Origin of the sequence: Mycobacterium sp. E735, assembly GCF_001666955.1 — a bacterium.
Classification (GTDB): domain Bacteria; phylum Actinomycetota; class Actinomycetes; order Mycobacteriales; family Mycobacteriaceae; genus Mycobacterium.
On sequence record NZ_LZIX01000283.1, the window covers coordinates 1 to 15,571 of the forward strand.

Genomic DNA, 15,571 nt, shown 5'->3' on the forward strand with positions numbered 1-15,571 from the left:
CCCGGCCTCAAACGCGACCTCTCAGCCGGCTGAAGGCCAGGGCCGCATCCAGCCCTCGACCGGGAGCGCGAGCGCGTCGACCCCGATGCGCGCGACGTCGCGCGACGGCATCCACATGAACTTCGGGAACGCGTCGGCGAATTTGCGCTCGTCCATGCCCGCGTTCTTCAGGAACTCGGTGCGCACCGGGCCCGGGCACAGCAGCGCGACGGTGACACCGGTGCCGGCGAGCTCGCCGCGCACCCCCTCGGTGTAGGTCTTCACGAACGCCTTGGTGGCCGCGTAACCGGCCTGCCCCGGGAAGGGGTGGTAGCCGGCGGTGGACCCGACGTTGAGGATCGCCCCGCGCCCGCGCGGCACCATCTGCTGGACCGCGCGCGTGGTCAGGTCGATGACCGCCTCGCAGTTGACCCGCACCTGGGCGATCTCGTCGTCGGCGCGCGCCGCGGTCACCGATCCGATGGTGCCGACGCCGGCGTTGTTGACCAGGATGTCGGCGGCCAGGCCGCGGCGGCCGACCTCGTCGAGCAGGCCGGCGCGGGCGGCCGCGTCGGCGACGTCGCAGGCGATCACCTCGACGCGCACGCTTTTCGAGAGTTCGTCGGCCAGCTCGCGCAGCCGGTCCTCCCGGCGGGCGACGAGCGTCACGCCGTGACCGCGGTCGGCCAGTTCCCGCGCGATGTCGGCGCCGATGCCCGACGATGCGCCGGTCACCACGGCGGTGCTGGTGGGTGAGGGAGTCGGAAGGGCCACGCGTCGAACCCTACAAGGGGCCGTCGAGCGTGAGCCCGATGCACGAGAAGGGCTGGGAAATCGTCCATATCCCGAGAAGCTCGGCGCACGAAAAAACCCGGCTCCCAAGGGGAGCCGGGTTTTCCCGTAGCTGTCGGACTTAGAAGTCCATACCGCCCATGCCGCCGGTCGGGTCGCCCGCGGGAGCGGCCGCCTTCTCCGGCTTGTCGGCGACGACGGCCTCGGTCGTCAGGAACAGCCCGGCAATGGACGCCGCGTTCTGCAGCGCCGAGCGGGTGACCTTGACCGGGTCGGCAACGCCGGCCTTGAGCAGGTCCTCGTACTCGCCGGTGGCCGCGTTCAGGCCGGTGCCGGCCTTCGCGTTGCGGACCTTCTCGGCGACAACGCCGGGCTCCAGCCCGGAGTTGAAGGCGATCTGCTTGAGCGGGGCCTCGAGCGCGACGCGCACGATGTTGGCGCCGGTGGCCTCGTCACCGGTGAGCTTGAGCTCCTCCAGGGACGGCGCCGACTGCAGCAGGGCCACGCCACCACCGGCGACGATGCCCTCCTCGACGGCGGCCTTGGCGTTGCGGACCGCGTCCTCGATGCGGTGCTTGCGCTCCTTGAGCTCCACCTCGGTGGCGGCGCCGGCCTTGATCACCGCAACACCGCCGGCCAGCTTGGCCAGGCGCTCCTGCAGCTTCTCGCGGTCGTAGTCGGAGTCGCTGTTCTCGATCTCCTGGCGGATCTGGGCCACGCGCCCGGCGATGGCGTCGGTGTCACCGGCACCCTCGACGATGGTGGTCTCGTCCTTGGTGACGACGACCTTGCGGGCCTTACCGAGCAGGGCGACGTCGGCGCTCTCCAGCGACAGGCCGACCTCTTCGCTGATCACCTGACCACCGGTGAGGATCGCCATGTCCTGCAGCATCGCCTTGCGGCGGTCGCCGAAGCCGGGGGCCTTGACGGCCACCGACTTGAAGGTGCCGCGGATCTTGTTGACCACCAGGGTGCTCAGGGCCTCGCCCTCGACGTCCTCGGCGATGATCAGCAGCGGCTTGCCGGCCTGGATGACCTTCTCCAGCAGCGGCAGCAGGTCCTTGACGGTGGACACCTTGGAGCTGACCAGCAGGATGAACGGGTCCTCGAGGACGGCTTCCTGACGCTCGGCGTCGGTGACGAAGTAGCCCGAGATGTAGCCCTTGTCGAACCGCATGCCCTCGGTGAGCTCGAGCTGCAGGCCGAAGGTGTTGGACTCCTCGACGGTGATGACGCCCTCGTTGCCGACCTTGTCCATCGCCTCGGCGATCAGGTCGCCGATGGACTGGTCGCCCGCGGAAATCGCCGCGGTGGCCGCGATCTGCTCCTTGGTCTCGACGTCCTTGGCGGACTTGAGCAGGACCTCGGTGACCTTCTCGACGGCCTTCTCGATGCCGCGCTTGAGGCCCAGCGGGTTGGCACCCGCGGCGACGTTGCGCAGGCCCTCCTTGACGAGCGCCTGGGCCAGCACCGTGGCCGTCGTAGTGCCGTCACCGGCGACGTCGTCGGTCTTCTTGGCGACTTCCTTGACCAGCTCGGCGCCGATCTTCTCGTACGGGTCCTCCAGCTCGATCTCCTTGGCGATGGACACACCATCGTTGGTGATCGTGGGGGCGCCCCACTTCTTCTCCAGGACGACGTTGCGGCCCTTGGGACCCAACGTCACCTTTACCGCGTCGGCGAGGGCGTTCAGCCCCCGCTCGAGGCCGCGACGGGCCTCTTCGTCGTACGCAATTGTCTTGGCCATTGCGAAGTGATTCCTCCGGATCGGGAATGACACCGGGTGGCCACGGGTGGCCACCCCATTACTTACGCTGGCCGGGTGCAGTGCCCGCGACGGACGACCCCAGGTGTCTGCTGGTCTCACCGTCCCGACCTAGCACTCACCTGTCGCGAGTGCCAAGGTCATTCTTAGCACTCGCCTATGCCGAGTGCAAGAACGGGTCAGGCCTTATCGCTGCACGCGTAAACCGTCGATGACGACGTCGGTCGCCCGCTCGGCCAGCGCCGAGTCGTAGGCCTGCATCGCCTGGCAGCCGACCAGGATCGCCTTCAGATCCCGCATGTCGACGTCGCGCCGCGCGGTGCCGGCCTCCTGGGCGGCACGAAGCAGCTCGCCCAGCATGGCCCTGAACGCTTCCTCGGCCTCGGGGGCGGCGCAGGCGATGTCGATTCCGTACCCCGCCAGCGCGTCGACCAGGCCGCGGTCCGCGGCACCCCACTGCAGGACCATCGAGCGCAGGAAGGCGAACAGCGCCTCCCCCGGGCCCTCCGACTTCAGCAGGGCGTGCCCGTCGTCGACGAGGCGGCGCATCCGGTCCTCGATCACGGCGGTGAACAGCGCTTCCTTCGTCGGGAAGTGCCGGTAGACGGTGCCGGCCCCCACCCCGGCGCGGCGGGCGACGTCGTCGATGGGCACCGACAGGCCTTCGGCGGCGAAGGTCTCGTAGGCGACGTCCAGCACGCGCGCGCGGTTGCGCGCCGCGTCGGCGCGCAACGGCCGTGCGGGTTCGGCCAACAATTCACCACCCATCGGTTGACAAAGCGGGGCGTGCGTTCCGTATAGTCGAGTCAACCGGAGCGCTCGCCCCGTTTACCTTACTACTTTGAGGAGCTTCCGATGGCCAAGTGGACCGCGCGAGACATTCCCGACCAGGCCGGACGGGTCGCCGTCATCACCGGGGCCAACACCGGCCTCGGCTACGAGACCGCCGCCGCGCTGGCCGACCACGGCGCACGCGTCGTGCTCGCGGTGCGCAACCTCGATAAGGGCAAGGACGCCGCCGCGCGCATCGCCGCCGCGAGCCCGCACGCCGACGTGGCGCTGCAGGAGCTCGACCTGACGTCGCTGGACTCCATCCGCGCGGCGGCCGAACAACTCAAGTCCGACTACGAGCAGATCGACCTGCTGATCAACAACGCCGGCGTCATGTACACACCGAAGGAAACCACCAAAGACGGCTTCGAGATGCAGTTCGGCACCAACCACCTGGGCCACTTCGCCCTCACCGGCCTGCTGCTGGAGCGGCTGCTGCCGGTGCCCGGATCGCGGGTCGTGACGGTGAGCAGCGTGGGCCACCGCATCCTGGCCGACATCCATTTCGACGACCTGCAGTGGGAACGCTCCTACAACCGGGTCGCGGCCTACGGGCAAGCCAAGCTGGCCAACCTGCTGTTCACTTACGAGCTGCAGCGGCGGCTGGCCCCCCGCGGGACGACGATCGCCACCGCCGCCCACCCCGGCGGCTCGAACACCGAACTGGGCCGCTACACGCCCACGGCGTTCCGGCCGCTCGTCAACGTGTTCTTCTCGGTGATCGCGCAGGACGCCGCCATGGGCGCGCTCCCGACGCTGCGCGCCGCCACCGACCCGGCCGTTCTCGGCGGCCAGTACTACGGCCCCGACGGGTTCGCCGAGACCCGCGGCTATCCGAAGTTGGTGTCGTCGAGCGCGAAATCCCACGACGCCGAGCGGCAGCGGCGGTTGTGGGCGGTGTCGGAGGAGCTGACCGGCGTCACGTATCCCCTGGATTGACATCGAGCAGCTGCTCGTAGAAACCGCCGAAGCCGCGGGCCCGGTCGGCCAGATGGATCTCCAGGATCCAATGGCACAGGCGGCCGGCCGGGTCTGTGCGCCGCATCGGCTTGTTCGATCCTGGCGCGATGTACCACTGGACGCCGGGGCCGGCGATCTTCTTGTGCGGGAACTCTCCGACCAGGTGACCGGCGATCGAACTGGCGAACTCGAAACCCTCGGCGTGGGCCAGGCCGACGACGAAGTCGAAGAGCTCGGCCCCGGTGACGTCCGGGCGCCGGTCGAAGTACTCGCGGCCTGCCCGCCACACCCGGGGTAGCGCGTCCCGGAGGGCCGCCTTGGCCGGGTCGTCGCCGAGCACGAAGGTGCGGCCGAAGTCGGCCTCCCACTCCGCGAAGATCGGCCCGAAATCGAGGAAGACGATGTCGCCGTCGGCGACCAGCCGGTCCGGCGGGCGCTCGCTGAAGGGTTGCAGCGTGTTCTCGCCGGCCCGCACGATGCGCCGATGCCAGTGCCGGGTCACGCCGAACAGGTCCGCGGCGAGGCGGTTGATCTCATCGGACAGCTGCCGCTCGGAAACGCCCGGCCGGATGATGCCGCGCCGCTCGACCTCGTCGAACAACTGCGACGCCTTCTCCTGGGCTTCGAGCAGCCGCTGCGCGCGCACGTCCTCCGGGGCCTCCACTCTCGCGATGCTAACTGGCAGGCTGGAAACCATGTCGCTCGTCGTGCCGCCCTATCCGCCGCCCCGGTACACCAAGGACGAGCCGGGGATCAGCGCCTGGCTCAAGCGTGCCGACGAGCCGCCCGACTACGAGACCGGTGGCGTCAAGTACCACTACCTGGCCAACGACCAGGCCACCGGCGGCGACTACGGGCTGTACCGGGTCGACATCCCCGCGGGCGGCGGCGGCCCCGGACCGCACTTCCACCGGGCGATGTCCGAGGCCTTCTTCGTGCTTTCCGGCACGATGAAGCTCTACGACGGCACGCAGTGGGCCGACGGCCGGCAGGGCGACTTCCTCTACGTGCCGCCGGGCGGCGTGCACGGCTTCCGCAACGGGGCCGACGAGCCGGCGTCGATCCTGATGCTGTTCGCGCCGGGTGCCCCACGCGAGACGTACTTCGAGGGCTTCGCGGCGCTGGCCGACATGACCGACGACGAACGCCGGGAGTGGTTCGTTCTGCACGACAACTATTGGGTGCAGTAACCGGTTAACGGTGAGCGAACTCTAGGTGCCGCGCACTGATACGCGGCGCGCGCGCGACGTAGGGTTTGGCCGTGCAGGTGAGGACGAAGCGCGCCGCGGCGTGGTTGCGGATGAAGGTCGAGACGGCGTACAGCGCCCCGGTGCGGACCGCCGAGCGGGTCAAACGGCCCAGGCGCCCGGGCCTGCGGCGCGTGCCGACCGCGTCCGCCCGGGTCCGCGGGCGCCGGTTCAGGCGTCCGACCGGTCACCGGCCGAAGCGGTAGTCGGCGTCGACCAGCTCGCGGGTGCGCTCGAAGAAAGTGCGTCCGCTGTAAGGCAATTGGGTGACCACCTTCCCGCTCGGATGCCGGAAGTAGTTGTCGCATGCGAGCCAGACCTTGCCCACCATGGCCGCCTGGATCTCGTCGTTGTAGCGGCGCTGCGCGTCGGGTGTCACTTGGACGGTGCGCGCCCCCCGGGCGTTCATCACGTCGAGGATGTGGCGGACGAACGTGGTCTGCGCCTCGTGGATGTAGATGATCGAATTGACGCCGTTGGTGTTGGGCCCGTAAAGCGTGAAGAAATTCGGATAGCCGGCCACCAGGGTGCCCAGGTACGCCTCGGCGCCGTCGCGCCAGTCGTCCGCGAGGCGGCGCCCGCCCGACCCGTGGACGTCGATGCTGGCCAGGTAGTCGGCGGCGGTGAACCCGGTGCCGTAGATGACGGTGTCGACGCGGTGTTCGACGCCGTCGACGGTGCGCACGCCCCGCTCGGTCAGCTCGGTGATGGCGGCCGTTTCCAGTGTGACGTTGGGCAACGCGAACGTCGGATACCACTCGCGCGACATCAGCGGCCGTTTGCAGCCGGCGGGATAGTCCGGCGTCAGCTTCGCGCGCAGCTCGGGGTCGGCCACCTTGCGCATCAGGTAGCTGCGGGCCAGCTCGGTCGCTTCCCGCGTCTGCGCGGCGTCGACGTCGAAGCTGGACGACTCGTAGGCGTCGAAGGCCTCGTCGCGCAGCTTGAGCGCCATCTCGGGGTGGCGTTCGAACAGCTCGTGCTGTTCGGGCGTGAACGGGAAGTCGAAGCGGGGCGCGATCCAGATCGGGGTCCGCTGAAACACGGTCAGGTGCGCGGTTTCTCGCGCGATCGCGGGCACGTACTGGATGGCGCTGGCGCCAGTGCCGATGGACGCCACCCGCTCGCCGGCCGTCGACTTGCTGTGATCCCAACGCGACGAATGGAATTGGCGGCCGCGGAACCGCCGCGCGCCGGGGATGTCCGGGACGTGGGGCACGTCGAGCATCCCGACGGCGCTGACGACCGCGTCGAACTCGTGCTCGCGACCGGCGTCGTCGGTCAGGGTCCAGCGGCCCCGGGTGTCCGACCAGCGCGCGGCGGCCACCGCGGTGTTCGCCCGCAGGCGCGCGCCCAGCCCGTGACCGTCGGCGACCCTTTCCAGGTACGCCAGGATCTCGGGCTGGTTGGCGTACGTCTTGCTCCAACGCGGGTTTGGCGCAAAGGAATACGAGTACAGGTGCGACGGGACGTCGCACGCCGCGCCCGGGAAGGTGTTGTGGCGCCAGGTCCCGCCGAATCCGTCCGCCCGGTCGTAGATGGTGAAGTCGTAGCCGCCCTCGGCCAGCTGGATGCCCATGGCGATGCCGCCGGCACCGGCGCCGATGATCGCGACTCGCGGCTTCAGTCCCATTGCGCGAAGTAGGGTCGCTGCGGCCGGGTCTTCTCCACCAGGATGAACACCACACCCCACGGGTCGACGAACCAGGTGGTGCGGACCCGCGCGACCTCCGCGATCCCGCTGACCAGAAAGCGCACGCCCCTGCTTTCCAGCTCCGCCCGGGTGGCGTCGAGGTCCTCGCAGATCAGCCCGACGTGGGACAGCCCCGGGTCGGTGAGGCCGGCGCGACCGGGCCGATCCGAGCCCGCCGCGCCGAGGTATTCGATCACCTCGAGCACGCGATCGCCGTCGCCGTCGAACCCGACGATGGCCGCCTTCATGCTGGGGTCCGCCACCAGCTCGCCCATGTCGTCGCGAATGGCGTTACCGGTCATGACATACGGCGGCGAGAGCACACGCAGGCCCAACACGTCGCGGTAGAAGGCGACGGCCGCCTCGCAATCCGGAACACACACCCCGGTGTGGGCCATCCCGGTAATCACGTTCTCGACTCTACGTCGGTCCCACGGCCTCACCGGGAGCGGTTGGGAAATCTGACCGGCCGATAATGGCGGGGTGCGGTCGGTCCAAGAACATCAGCGCGTCGTAGCCGAACTGATCCGTCCCCGCCCGGCTGCCACCGCCGCACTGGCCGAGGCGCAAGGGCTGGTGCTGGCCGAGGACGTGGTCGCGCGCCTGGCGCTGCCGGTCTTCGACAACTCCGCGATGGACGGATACGCGGTGCGAGCCGAGGACACGTCCGGCGCCACCCCCGAGCACCCGGTGGCCCTCGAGGTCGTCGAGGACATTCCCGCCGGGCGCACCGACGAGTTGACGCTGCAACCCCACACCGCGCACCGCATCATGACCGGCGCGCCGCTGCCCGCCGGCGCGACGGCCGTCGTGCCGGTCGAAGACACCGACGGCGGCGTGGACGTCGTGTCGATCCGCGCGCCCCGTGAGGCCGGCAAGCACATCCGGCGCGCGGGCGAGGACGTGGCCCCCGGCACGACGGTGTTGCGGCGCGGCCAGGTGGTGACGCCGGCCGTGCTCGGCCTGGCCGCGGCGCTGGGCATGGCCGAGTTGCCGGTGCTGCCGCGCCAGCGGGTGCTGGTGCTGTCGACCGGGTCGGAGCTGGTGGCGCCCGGCAATCCGCTGCGGCCGGGGCAGATCTACGAGTCGAATTCGATCATGCTGGCCGGGGCCGTCCGCGACGCCGGCGCCGACGTGATCGCGGTGGCTACGGCGGAAGACGATGTCGCGCAGTTCAGTTCGATCCTCGATCGCTACGCGGCCGACTGCGACCTGATCATCACCAGCGGCGGGGTCAGCGCCGGCGCCTACGAGGTCGTCAAGGACGCGTTCGGCCGCGAGGGCGACCAGGGCGTGGAGTTCGTCAAGGTGGCGATGCAGCCCGGCATGCCACAGGGCATCGGCCGGGTGGCCGGCGCGACGATCGTCACCCTGCCCGGCAACCCGGTGAGCGCACTGGTGTCCTTCGAGGTCTTCATCCGGCCCGCGCTGCGCAGGGCCATGGGCCTACCCGACCCGGAGCGCCCGCACCGGGCGGCCGTGCTGACCGAATCGCTGACCTCGCCGCGCGGCAAGCGGCAGTTCCGCCGCGCGGTGCTGGACCGCGACACCGCGACCGTCACCAGTTATGGCCCGCCGGCCTCGCATCACCTGCGGTGGCTGGCGTCGGCGAACGCGCTGCTGGACATTCCCGAGGACGTGGCGGAGGTGCCCGAGGGGACCGAGCTGCAGGTCTGGGACCTGACCTAACCCGCCGGGGTGGCGACCTGCCGATGGAAATCGTCGGCCCGGTCGAACGCGGCGACGCAGCGGATGGCGACCGCGACGACCGACATCAGCGCCGGGATCGTGACCAGGGCCGCCGCCAGCCCGACGCGGTCGGCCAGGTGACCGATCAGCGGCGGCCCCAGCAGGTAACCCAGCCAGCCCGTCGCGGCGACGATCGCGATGGCCGAGCCCGCGCCGCCCGCGCCGTAGGCGGCGCTGAACGCGGTCGGCACCAGCAGCGCCACCCCGACGCCCAGGGCGGCGAAACCGGCCACGGCGACAACGGGATTGGCGGCCGCCAGCGCCACGCCCAGGCCCGCAGCGCCGAACAGCGCGAGCGCCGGCAGCAACCGGCGGGCCGAGAGCCGCGAGTGCAGGCGTATCGCGCCGAGCCGGGTCAGGACCATCGTCAGCGTGTAGGCCGCATAGCTCAGCGCGGCGACCCCCGGCCCGGCGCCGACGACGTTGCGCAGGTAGTTGGCCGACCAGTCGGTGGCGGCGCCCTCGCACAGGAAGGACACGAAGGCCACCGCCGCCAGGATGGCCACCGTCGGTGTCAGCCAGCCCCGCCCGGACCGCTCCCGCGACGCCGCCGCCGCGGGGTCCGGGATCAGCCCGCGCGCCAGCGCACCGACGACGATCAGGGCGACGAGCCCGACGGCGGCCAGCTGGGGCGTCAGCCCGACGCCGGCGCCGACGCACGCCGCGCCGATCAGGGCGCCCAGCAGCGCGCCGAGGCTCCACATGCCGTGGAAGCGCGCCATGATCGGTGCGCGCGCCAGGCGCTCGACCGTGCCGGCCTGGGTGTTCATCGCGACGTCCAGCCCGCCCTGGAACATCCCCCACAGCGCCAGCGCCGCAAACAGCGCCGGCCCGGAGCGGGCCAGCCCGACGGTCGTCCCCGCGAGGGCGTAGCCGGCGGCGGTCACGGGGATCAGCCGGTGGCTGCCCCACCGCGGCAGCGCCCAGTGGCTGGCCACGGTGGCCAGCACGGACCCCAGCGGTGCACCGAACAGCGCCGTCCCCAGCGCCGCGTCGGACAGGCCGAGCCCGGCCTTGACCGCCGGGATGTGGGCGGCCCACGACGAGAACCCCACGGCGTGGGCGATGAACACGGCGGTGACGGCGATCTTCGCCCGGCGCAGCCGCGGGTCATTCGGATGCATGTCGAAGGTGGGCGTTCCCCCTGCGGGCCCGAACCAACCGGCCGCGGCTTTCGTAAGATGGCCGCGTGGCACGACGCCCCCGCCCTGTCGGCCCTACGGCCGAGGATCCAACGTTCAGCCCGCAGCACGCGTTGGAGTTGGTGCGCTCGACCGTTCCGCCGGTCCACCCGGCGGGCCGGCCGTTCATCGCCGGCGGCCTGGCGCTGGCGCTGGCCGGCCGCAGGCACCGGTGGATCCGACGGGCCGGCCTGCTGGCGGCGGGCGCCTGCGCCGGATTCTTCCGCCACCCACCCCGGGTACCGCCGACCCGGCCGGGTGCGATCGTCGCACCCGCCGATGGGTTGGTGTGCGTGATCGACGCCGCCGCCCCGCCGGCCGAACTCGGCATGGGCGACGCGCCGCTGCCCCGGGTCAGCATCTTCCTGTCGCTGCTGGACGCCCACGTGCAGCGGGCGCCGGTGAGCGGTGAGGTGATCGCCATGCAGCACCGGCCCGGCCGGTTCGGGTCGGCCGATCTGGCCGCGGCCAGCACCGAGAACGAGCGCACCAGCCTGCGGATCCGGACGCCGACCGGCGCGGAGGTGGTGGCCGTGCAGGTCGCCGGGCTGCTGGCGCGGCGCATCATCTGCGACGCGCGCGTCGGCGACAAGCTGACGATCGGCGACACCTACGGCCTGATCCGGTTCGGCTCCCGGCTCGACACCTATCTGCCGGCGGGCGCCGAACCACTGGTCCGCGAGGGTCAGCGCGCGATCGCCGGCGAAACCGTGCTGGCCGAGCTGCCATGATCAGCAAGCCGCGCGGCAGGCCGTCGGTCAACCTGCAGATCCTGCCCAGCGCGATGACGGTGCTGTCGATCTGCGCGGGCCTGACCTCGATCCGGTTCGCCCTCGAGCACCAGCCCAAGGCCGCGATGGCGCTGATCGCCGCGGCGGCCATCCTGGACGGGCTCGACGGCCGGGTGGCCCGCATCCTGGACGCCCAGTCGCGCATGGGCGAGGAGATCGACTCGCTGGCCGACGCGGTGAACTTCGGTGTGACGCCGGCGATCGTGCTCTACGTGACGATGCTGACGAAGTCGCCGGCCGGCTGGGTGGTGATCCTGCTCTACGCCGTGTGCGTCGTGCTGCGGCTGGCGCGGTACAACGCGCTGCAGAGCGACGGGAGCCAGCCCGCCTACACCCACGAGTTCTTCGTCGGCATGCCCGCGCCGGCGGGCGCGGTGTCGATGATAGGGCTGATCGGGCTCAAGCTGCAGTTCGGCGAGGGCTGGTGGACCTCGACGGCGTTCCTGTGCATCTGGATCACCGGGACGTCGATGCTGATGATCAGCAAGATCCCGATGCGCAAGATGCACGCCGCGGCGGTGCCCCCCAGCTGGGCGGCGCCGCTGCTGGCGCTGCTGGCCATCTGCGCGGCCGCGGCGGTGCTGGCCCCCTACGTGCTGATCTGGGTCATCATCATCGCCTACCTCTGCCACGTCCCGTTCGCGATCCGCAACCAGCGTTGGCTGGCCGCGCACCCCGAGGCGTGGGCCGACGAGCCCAAGCAGCGCCGCGCCGCGCGGCGCGCGATCCGCCGGGCGCAGCCGCATCGCCGGTCGATGGCGCGGCTCGGGCTGCGCAAGCCGGGTGGGCGCCTGCCATGAGCCGGCCGGGCGAGGATGCGGCCCGTCAGCTCACGCTCACCGCGCGGTTGAACACCTCCGCCGTCGACTCGCGCCGCGGTGTCGTCCGGCTGCACCCGAGCGTGGTTGCCGCGCTTGGCATTCGGGAATGGGACGCGGTGGCGCTGACGGGCTCGCGGACCACGGCGGCGGTGGCGGGCCTGGCCGGGCCGGACACCCCGGTCGGCACCGCGCTGCTCGACGACGTGACGCTGTCCAACGCCGGGCTGCGTGAGGGCACCGCCGTGATCGTCGGCGCGGTCACCGTCTACGGCGCCCGGTCGGTGACGCTGTCCGGCTCGTCGCTGGCCAGCCAGTCCATTTCGCCGGTGACCCTGCGGCAGGCCCTGCTCGGCAAGGTGCTGACCGTCGGCGACGCCGTGTCGCTGCTGCCCCGCGATCTGGGCCCGGGCTTCTCGACGGCGGCCGCCACCCGCGCGCTGGCGGCCTCGGTGGGCATCAGTTGGACCTCGGAGCTGCTGACCGTCACCGGCGTGGACCCGCTCGGCCCGGTCAGCGTGCAGCCCAACTCGCTGGTCACCTGGGGCGTGGGCGTGCCGGCCGGCGGCCCGGCCGTGTCCACCGAGCTGGTCGACGTGGCCAGCCCCGAAACGGTCCTCGAGGAACTCAAGGGCTCACAGCCGCAGGCCGCCAAGCTCATCGAATGGCTCAAGCTCGCGCTCGACGAGCCGCACCTGCTCAAGACCCTGGGCGCCGGCGCCAACCTGGGCGTGCTGGTGTCCGGCCCGGCCGGGGTGGGCAAGGTGACGCTGGTGCGCGCGGTGTGCGACGGCCGCAGGCTGGTCAAGCTGGACGGCCCCGAGGTGGGCGCGCTGACGCCGGAGGACCGGCTCAAGACCGTGAGCTCGGCGGTGCAGGCCGTCCGCGACGGCGGCGGCGTCCTGCTGATCACCGACGTCGACGCCCTGCTGCCGGCCACCCCCGAGCCGGTGGCCGCCCTGATCCTGGGCGAGCTGCGCACCGCCGTGGCGACCGAGGGTGTCGCGTTGATCGCCACCTCCGCGCGGCCCGACCAGCTCGACGCGCGGCTGCGGGCGCCGGACCTGTGCGACCGGGAGCTCAGCCTCCCGCTGCCCGACGCCGGCACCCGCAAGGCGCTGCTGGAGTCGCTGCTGAAATCCGTGCCCGCGGGCACCCTCGACCTCGACGAGATCGCCGCGCGCACGCCGGGTTTCGTGGTCGCCGACCTGGCCGCGCTGCTGCGGGAGGCGGCGCTGCGGGCGGCCGCACGCGCCAGCACCGACGGGCGCCCGCCCGAGCTGAACCAGGAGGACCTGGTCGGCGCGCTGACCGTCATCCGGCCGCTGTCCCGGTCGGCCAGCGAGGAAGTGACCGTCGGCAACATCACCCTCAACGACGTCGGCGACATGACCGAGGCCCGGCAGGCCCTGACCGAGGCCGTGCTGTGGCCACTGCAGCACCCCGACACCTTCGCCCGCCTGGGCGTCGAACCGCCCCGCGGCGTGCTGCTGTACGGGCCACCCGGCTGCGGCAAGACCTTCGTCGTGCGCGCGCTCGCCAGCACCGGGCAGCTGTCCGTGCATTCCGTCAAGGGCTCCGAACTGATGGACAAGTGGGTGGGCAGCTCGGAAAAGGCCGTCCGCGAACTGTTTCGGCGCGCCCGCGACTCCGCCCCGTCGCTGGTGTTCCTCGACGAGATCGACGCGCTCGCGCCCCGGCGCGGGCAGAGCTTCGACTCGGGCGTGACCGACCGGGTGGTGGCCGCGCTGCTGACCGAGCTCGACGGCGTCAACCCGCTGCGCGACGTCGTCGTGCTGGGCGCCACCAACCGGCCGGACCTGATCGACCCGGCGCTGCTGCGCCCGGGCCGGCTGGAGCGGCACGTCTTCATCGAGCCGCCCGACGCCGCCGCCCGCCGCGAAATCCTGCGCACCGCGGGCAAATCCGTCCCGCTGAGCGACGACGTCGACCTCGACGAGGTGGCCGGCGGGCTCGACGGTTACAGCGCCGCCGACTGCGTGGCGCTGCTGCGCGAGGCGGCGCTGACCGCGATGCGGCGCTCGATCGACGCCACCGACGTGACGGCCGCCGACATCGCGGCGGCGCGCCAAATCGTGCGCCCCTCACTGGATCCCGCGCAGGTGCAGGCGTTACGGGCGTTCGCCGAAGCTCCGTAGCACCGCCAACGCCGACACCGCGACATCGTCCTCGAGCCAGCGCGGCATCGGATCGTCGTAGGCGTGGCGGCGGACCACGGCATAGGGCAGGTCCGCGACCGCCCGCGCGACGGCGTCGACGGACCGGGGCCTGTTGTTCCCGTACAGCTGCCGGGCCAACACCGCGATCCGCTCGGTCAGCGGCGCGTTCATCGCGGCCAACGTCTGCTGGAACGCCGCGTCGGGCTCGTCGTCGAGCAGGTCGCCGGGCCGGATCGTCAGCAGCAGCCGGGCGTCGTCGGGCAGCTCGCGCGCGAAGCCGACGGCGGACACGGCCATCGCGACGGCGGTGTCCGCCGGCGTCTCACCGTCCGCGGCCAGGGCGCGCGCCTGGAAGCGTTCCAGCGCGCGCAGCCACGCCGCGGTCAGGATGCCGTCGCGGTTGCCGAACCGGTGATACAGGGTGCCCGCGGGCGCTCCGCTGGCCTTGGCGATCGCGGCGACGCTGGCCGCCCGCGGCCCGCCGTCGAGCACCAGCGCCCGGGCGGCGTCGAGGATCACATCGGTTTCATGCTTCCGCGGAGGTGCCACGATCTAGTATGGTCCTTCTATATGGAACGATTACCCTATATCGATGAGCATGCCATAACCGTGGACGCGGGGCGCGCAGACACGTGGTCCGCGCTGCTGCGGGTGATGTGCCGGGATCCCGGCGACCCGTCAACCGTGCCAATCGGTTTCGTCCTCGACGAGACACGGCCGCCGGAGCGGTTCGCGCTGAAGGGCCGGCACCCGTTCGCGGTGTATCGGTGGGTGTTCGAGTTGGAGCCGCTGGCCGGCGACCGCACCCGGCTGCGCGCCACCACGTGGGCGGCCTTCCCCGGCCTGCACGGACGGATGTATCGCGGCCTCGTCATCGGCACCGGCGGTCATGCGGCGGTGACCCGCGCGACGCTGAAACGCGTTGCGGCTGCGGTGCTTAACGAGCGGTCCAGCGCGACCGCGTCCGACTACACCGACGTCTTCGAGGCCGCGATCCAGCCCGGCGACACGCGCTCGGCCGAGCAGATGTTCCGCGACGCGCTGGGCCGGGAAGCGAACGGAGGCGCCGTGCGGTGGCTCCACCGCCACGTCCTGAGATTCAACCTCGCGACGCATCCGTCGCCCGATCACCCCATCGGCTGGTCGGTCGCCCGCTCGGATCACGACGAGTTCGTCCTTACGGCGAGCGGGCCGCTGATGCGGGGCGAACTGGCGCTGCGACGCCAGGACGGCCTGCGGGCCACACTCACCACTCGCGTGCACTACCACCGCAAGACCGCCGCCCGGACGGTCTGGGCCGTCGTTGGTCCCCTGCATAGGGCCATCGCACCGCAGCTGGTGCAACGGGCCGTCCGCGACGGTGGACGACGACGGGCACTCGCACACCACAGCTGATCCGCAGTCGGCTTGTAACCCCGTCGTATACATCTTCTCGAAGACGGTTGCCGGATCACGGGATTCGGCGGCCGTCGAGGAGGAATCAGATGAACGACGACGGCGGCCGCACCGTGAGACCGACATGATTGCATTGCAGCCATCTCCCGCGGTCGCTGTCGCCGCGCCCACGGCCCGGGGTGGGCTGCAACGA

The 15,571-nt window shown here is 71.5% G+C and carries 15 protein-coding genes; 7 read left to right on the plus strand and 8 right to left on the minus strand.

What is annotated here, in order from left to right; all coding sequences use genetic code 11:
* Positions 1–21: 21 nt before the first annotated feature.
* The 3 genes from A5704_RS23350 to A5704_RS23360 all read right to left on the minus strand — a co-directional run bounded on the left by A5704_RS23350 (position 22) and on the right by A5704_RS23360 (position 3,304).
* Positions 22–753 (minus strand): SDR family oxidoreductase, encoded by a 732-nt coding sequence (locus A5704_RS23350; protein ID WP_231969241.1) that lies wholly within the window; start codon positions 751–753, stop codon positions 22–24.
* 139 nt (positions 754–892) lie between these two features.
* On the minus strand, positions 893–2,518 hold the full coding sequence (gene groL, locus A5704_RS23355) for a chaperonin GroEL (RefSeq protein WP_055400660.1): 1,626 nt from the start codon (positions 2,516–2,518) through the stop codon (positions 893–895).
* Positions 2,519–2,722: 204 nt separating this feature from the next.
* Positions 2,723–3,304 (minus strand): TetR/AcrR family transcriptional regulator, encoded by a 582-nt coding sequence (locus tag A5704_RS23360; RefSeq protein WP_067756430.1) that lies wholly within the window; start codon positions 3,302–3,304, stop codon positions 2,723–2,725.
* An 87-nt stretch (positions 3,305–3,391) separates the two neighbouring features.
* On the opposite strand from A5704_RS23360, the gene A5704_RS23365 reads away from it, so the two are divergent.
* Positions 3,392–4,306, plus strand: coding sequence for an SDR family NAD(P)-dependent oxidoreductase (locus tag A5704_RS23365; RefSeq protein WP_067756433.1), 915 nt, complete (start codon positions 3,392–3,394; stop codon positions 4,304–4,306).
* Here the strand turns inward: A5704_RS23365 and A5704_RS23370 are convergent.
* Complete coding sequence (locus A5704_RS23370; protein WP_067756436.1) at positions 4,287–4,991, minus strand: M24 family metallopeptidase; 705 nt, start codon at positions 4,989–4,991, stop codon at positions 4,287–4,289. The two genes, A5704_RS23365 and A5704_RS23370, sit on opposite strands and share 20 nt — an antisense overlap.
* A gap of 31 nt (positions 4,992–5,022) precedes the next feature.
* Here A5704_RS23370 and A5704_RS23375 point away from each other — a divergent pair, with 31 nt between their 5' ends.
* Complete coding sequence (locus A5704_RS23375) at positions 5,023–5,517, plus strand: cupin domain-containing protein (protein ID WP_067756440.1); 495 nt, start codon at positions 5,023–5,025, stop codon at positions 5,515–5,517.
* A gap of 244 nt (positions 5,518–5,761) precedes the next feature.
* Here A5704_RS23375 and A5704_RS23380 read toward each other — a convergent pair whose 3' ends face one another.
* On the minus strand, positions 5,762–7,204 hold the full coding sequence (locus A5704_RS23380) for an NAD(P)/FAD-dependent oxidoreductase (RefSeq protein WP_067891308.1): 1,443 nt from the start codon (positions 7,202–7,204) through the stop codon (positions 5,762–5,764).
* Positions 7,195–7,674, minus strand: coding sequence for a VOC family protein (locus tag A5704_RS23385; protein WP_067784173.1), 480 nt, complete (start codon positions 7,672–7,674; stop codon positions 7,195–7,197). Before A5704_RS23385 ends, A5704_RS23380 begins: the two co-directional genes overlap by 10 nt.
* A 73-nt stretch (positions 7,675–7,747) precedes the next feature.
* On the opposite strand from A5704_RS23385, the gene glp reads away from it, so the two are divergent.
* Positions 7,748–8,953 (plus strand): gephyrin-like molybdotransferase Glp, encoded by a 1,206-nt coding sequence (gene glp, locus A5704_RS23390; RefSeq protein ID WP_067784175.1) that lies wholly within the window; start codon positions 7,748–7,750, stop codon positions 8,951–8,953.
* Here the strand turns inward: glp and A5704_RS23395 are convergent.
* Entirely contained in the window at positions 8,950–10,137 is a 1,188-nt protein-coding gene (locus A5704_RS23395; protein ID WP_067784177.1) for an MFS transporter, read from the minus strand. The two genes, glp and A5704_RS23395, sit on opposite strands and share 4 nt — an antisense overlap.
* A 65-nt stretch (positions 10,138–10,202) precedes the next feature.
* Between A5704_RS23395 and A5704_RS23400 the strand changes: the two genes are divergently transcribed.
* Genes A5704_RS23400 through A5704_RS23410 form a run of 3 tightly spaced genes read left to right on the plus strand, consistent with a single transcriptional unit; the run spans position 10,203 to position 13,962 of the window.
* Positions 10,203–10,925 (plus strand): phosphatidylserine decarboxylase, encoded by a 723-nt coding sequence (locus A5704_RS23400; protein ID WP_067754958.1) that lies wholly within the window; start codon positions 10,203–10,205, stop codon positions 10,923–10,925.
* On the plus strand, positions 10,922–11,785 hold the full coding sequence (pssA, locus tag A5704_RS23405; RefSeq protein ID WP_067754961.1) for a CDP-diacylglycerol--serine O-phosphatidyltransferase: 864 nt from the start codon (positions 10,922–10,924) through the stop codon (positions 11,783–11,785). Before A5704_RS23400 ends, pssA begins: the two co-directional genes overlap by 4 nt.
* Positions 11,782–13,962: an AAA family ATPase gene (locus A5704_RS23410; RefSeq protein ID WP_067891311.1), complete on the plus strand. Its 2,181-nt coding sequence runs from the start codon at positions 11,782–11,784 to the stop codon at positions 13,960–13,962. Before pssA ends, A5704_RS23410 begins: the two co-directional genes overlap by 4 nt.
* On the opposite strand, the gene A5704_RS23415 is transcribed toward A5704_RS23410, so the two are convergent.
* On the minus strand, positions 13,936–14,532 hold the full coding sequence (locus tag A5704_RS23415) for a TetR/AcrR family transcriptional regulator (RefSeq protein ID WP_067891314.1): 597 nt from the start codon (positions 14,530–14,532) through the stop codon (positions 13,936–13,938). The genes A5704_RS23410 and A5704_RS23415 overlap by 27 nt on opposite strands.
* Positions 14,533–14,553: 21 nt before the next feature.
* On the opposite strand from A5704_RS23415, the gene A5704_RS23420 reads away from it, so the two are divergent.
* Positions 14,554–15,378 (plus strand): hypothetical protein, encoded by an 825-nt coding sequence (locus tag A5704_RS23420; RefSeq protein ID WP_067891317.1) that lies wholly within the window; start codon positions 14,554–14,556, stop codon positions 15,376–15,378.
* Positions 15,379–15,571: the final 193 nt, after the last annotated feature.

What these genes read in the sequence shown, in the direction of transcription:
- groL (WP_055400660.1), bottom strand. Translation starts at nt 2,518, where the DNA reads ATGGCCAAGACAATTGCGTACGACGAAGAGGCCCGTCGCGGCCTCGAG.
- A5704_RS23360 (WP_067756430.1), bottom strand. Translation starts at nt 3,304, where the DNA reads ATGGGTGGTGAATTGTTGGCCGAACCCGCACGGCCGTTGCGCGCCGAC.
- A5704_RS23365 (WP_067756433.1), top strand. Translation starts at nt 3,392, where the DNA reads ATGGCCAAGTGGACCGCGCGAGACATTCCCGACCAGGCCGGACGGGTC.
- A5704_RS23375 (WP_067756440.1), top strand. Translation starts at nt 5,023, where the DNA reads ATGTCGCTCGTCGTGCCGCCCTATCCGCCGCCCCGGTACACCAAGGAC.
- A5704_RS23380 (WP_067891308.1), bottom strand. Translation starts at nt 7,204, where the DNA reads ATGGGACTGAAGCCGCGAGTCGCGATCATCGGCGCCGGTGCCGGCGGC.
- A5704_RS23395 (WP_067784177.1), bottom strand. Translation starts at nt 10,137, where the DNA reads ATGCATCCGAATGACCCGCGGCTGCGCCGGGCGAAGATCGCCGTCACC.
- pssA (WP_067754961.1), top strand. Translation starts at nt 10,922, where the DNA reads ATGATCAGCAAGCCGCGCGGCAGGCCGTCGGTCAACCTGCAGATCCTG.
- A5704_RS23410 (WP_067891311.1), top strand. Translation starts at nt 11,782, where the DNA reads ATGAGCCGGCCGGGCGAGGATGCGGCCCGTCAGCTCACGCTCACCGCG.
- A5704_RS23420 (WP_067891317.1), top strand. Translation starts at nt 14,554, where the DNA reads ATGGAACGATTACCCTATATCGATGAGCATGCCATAACCGTGGACGCG.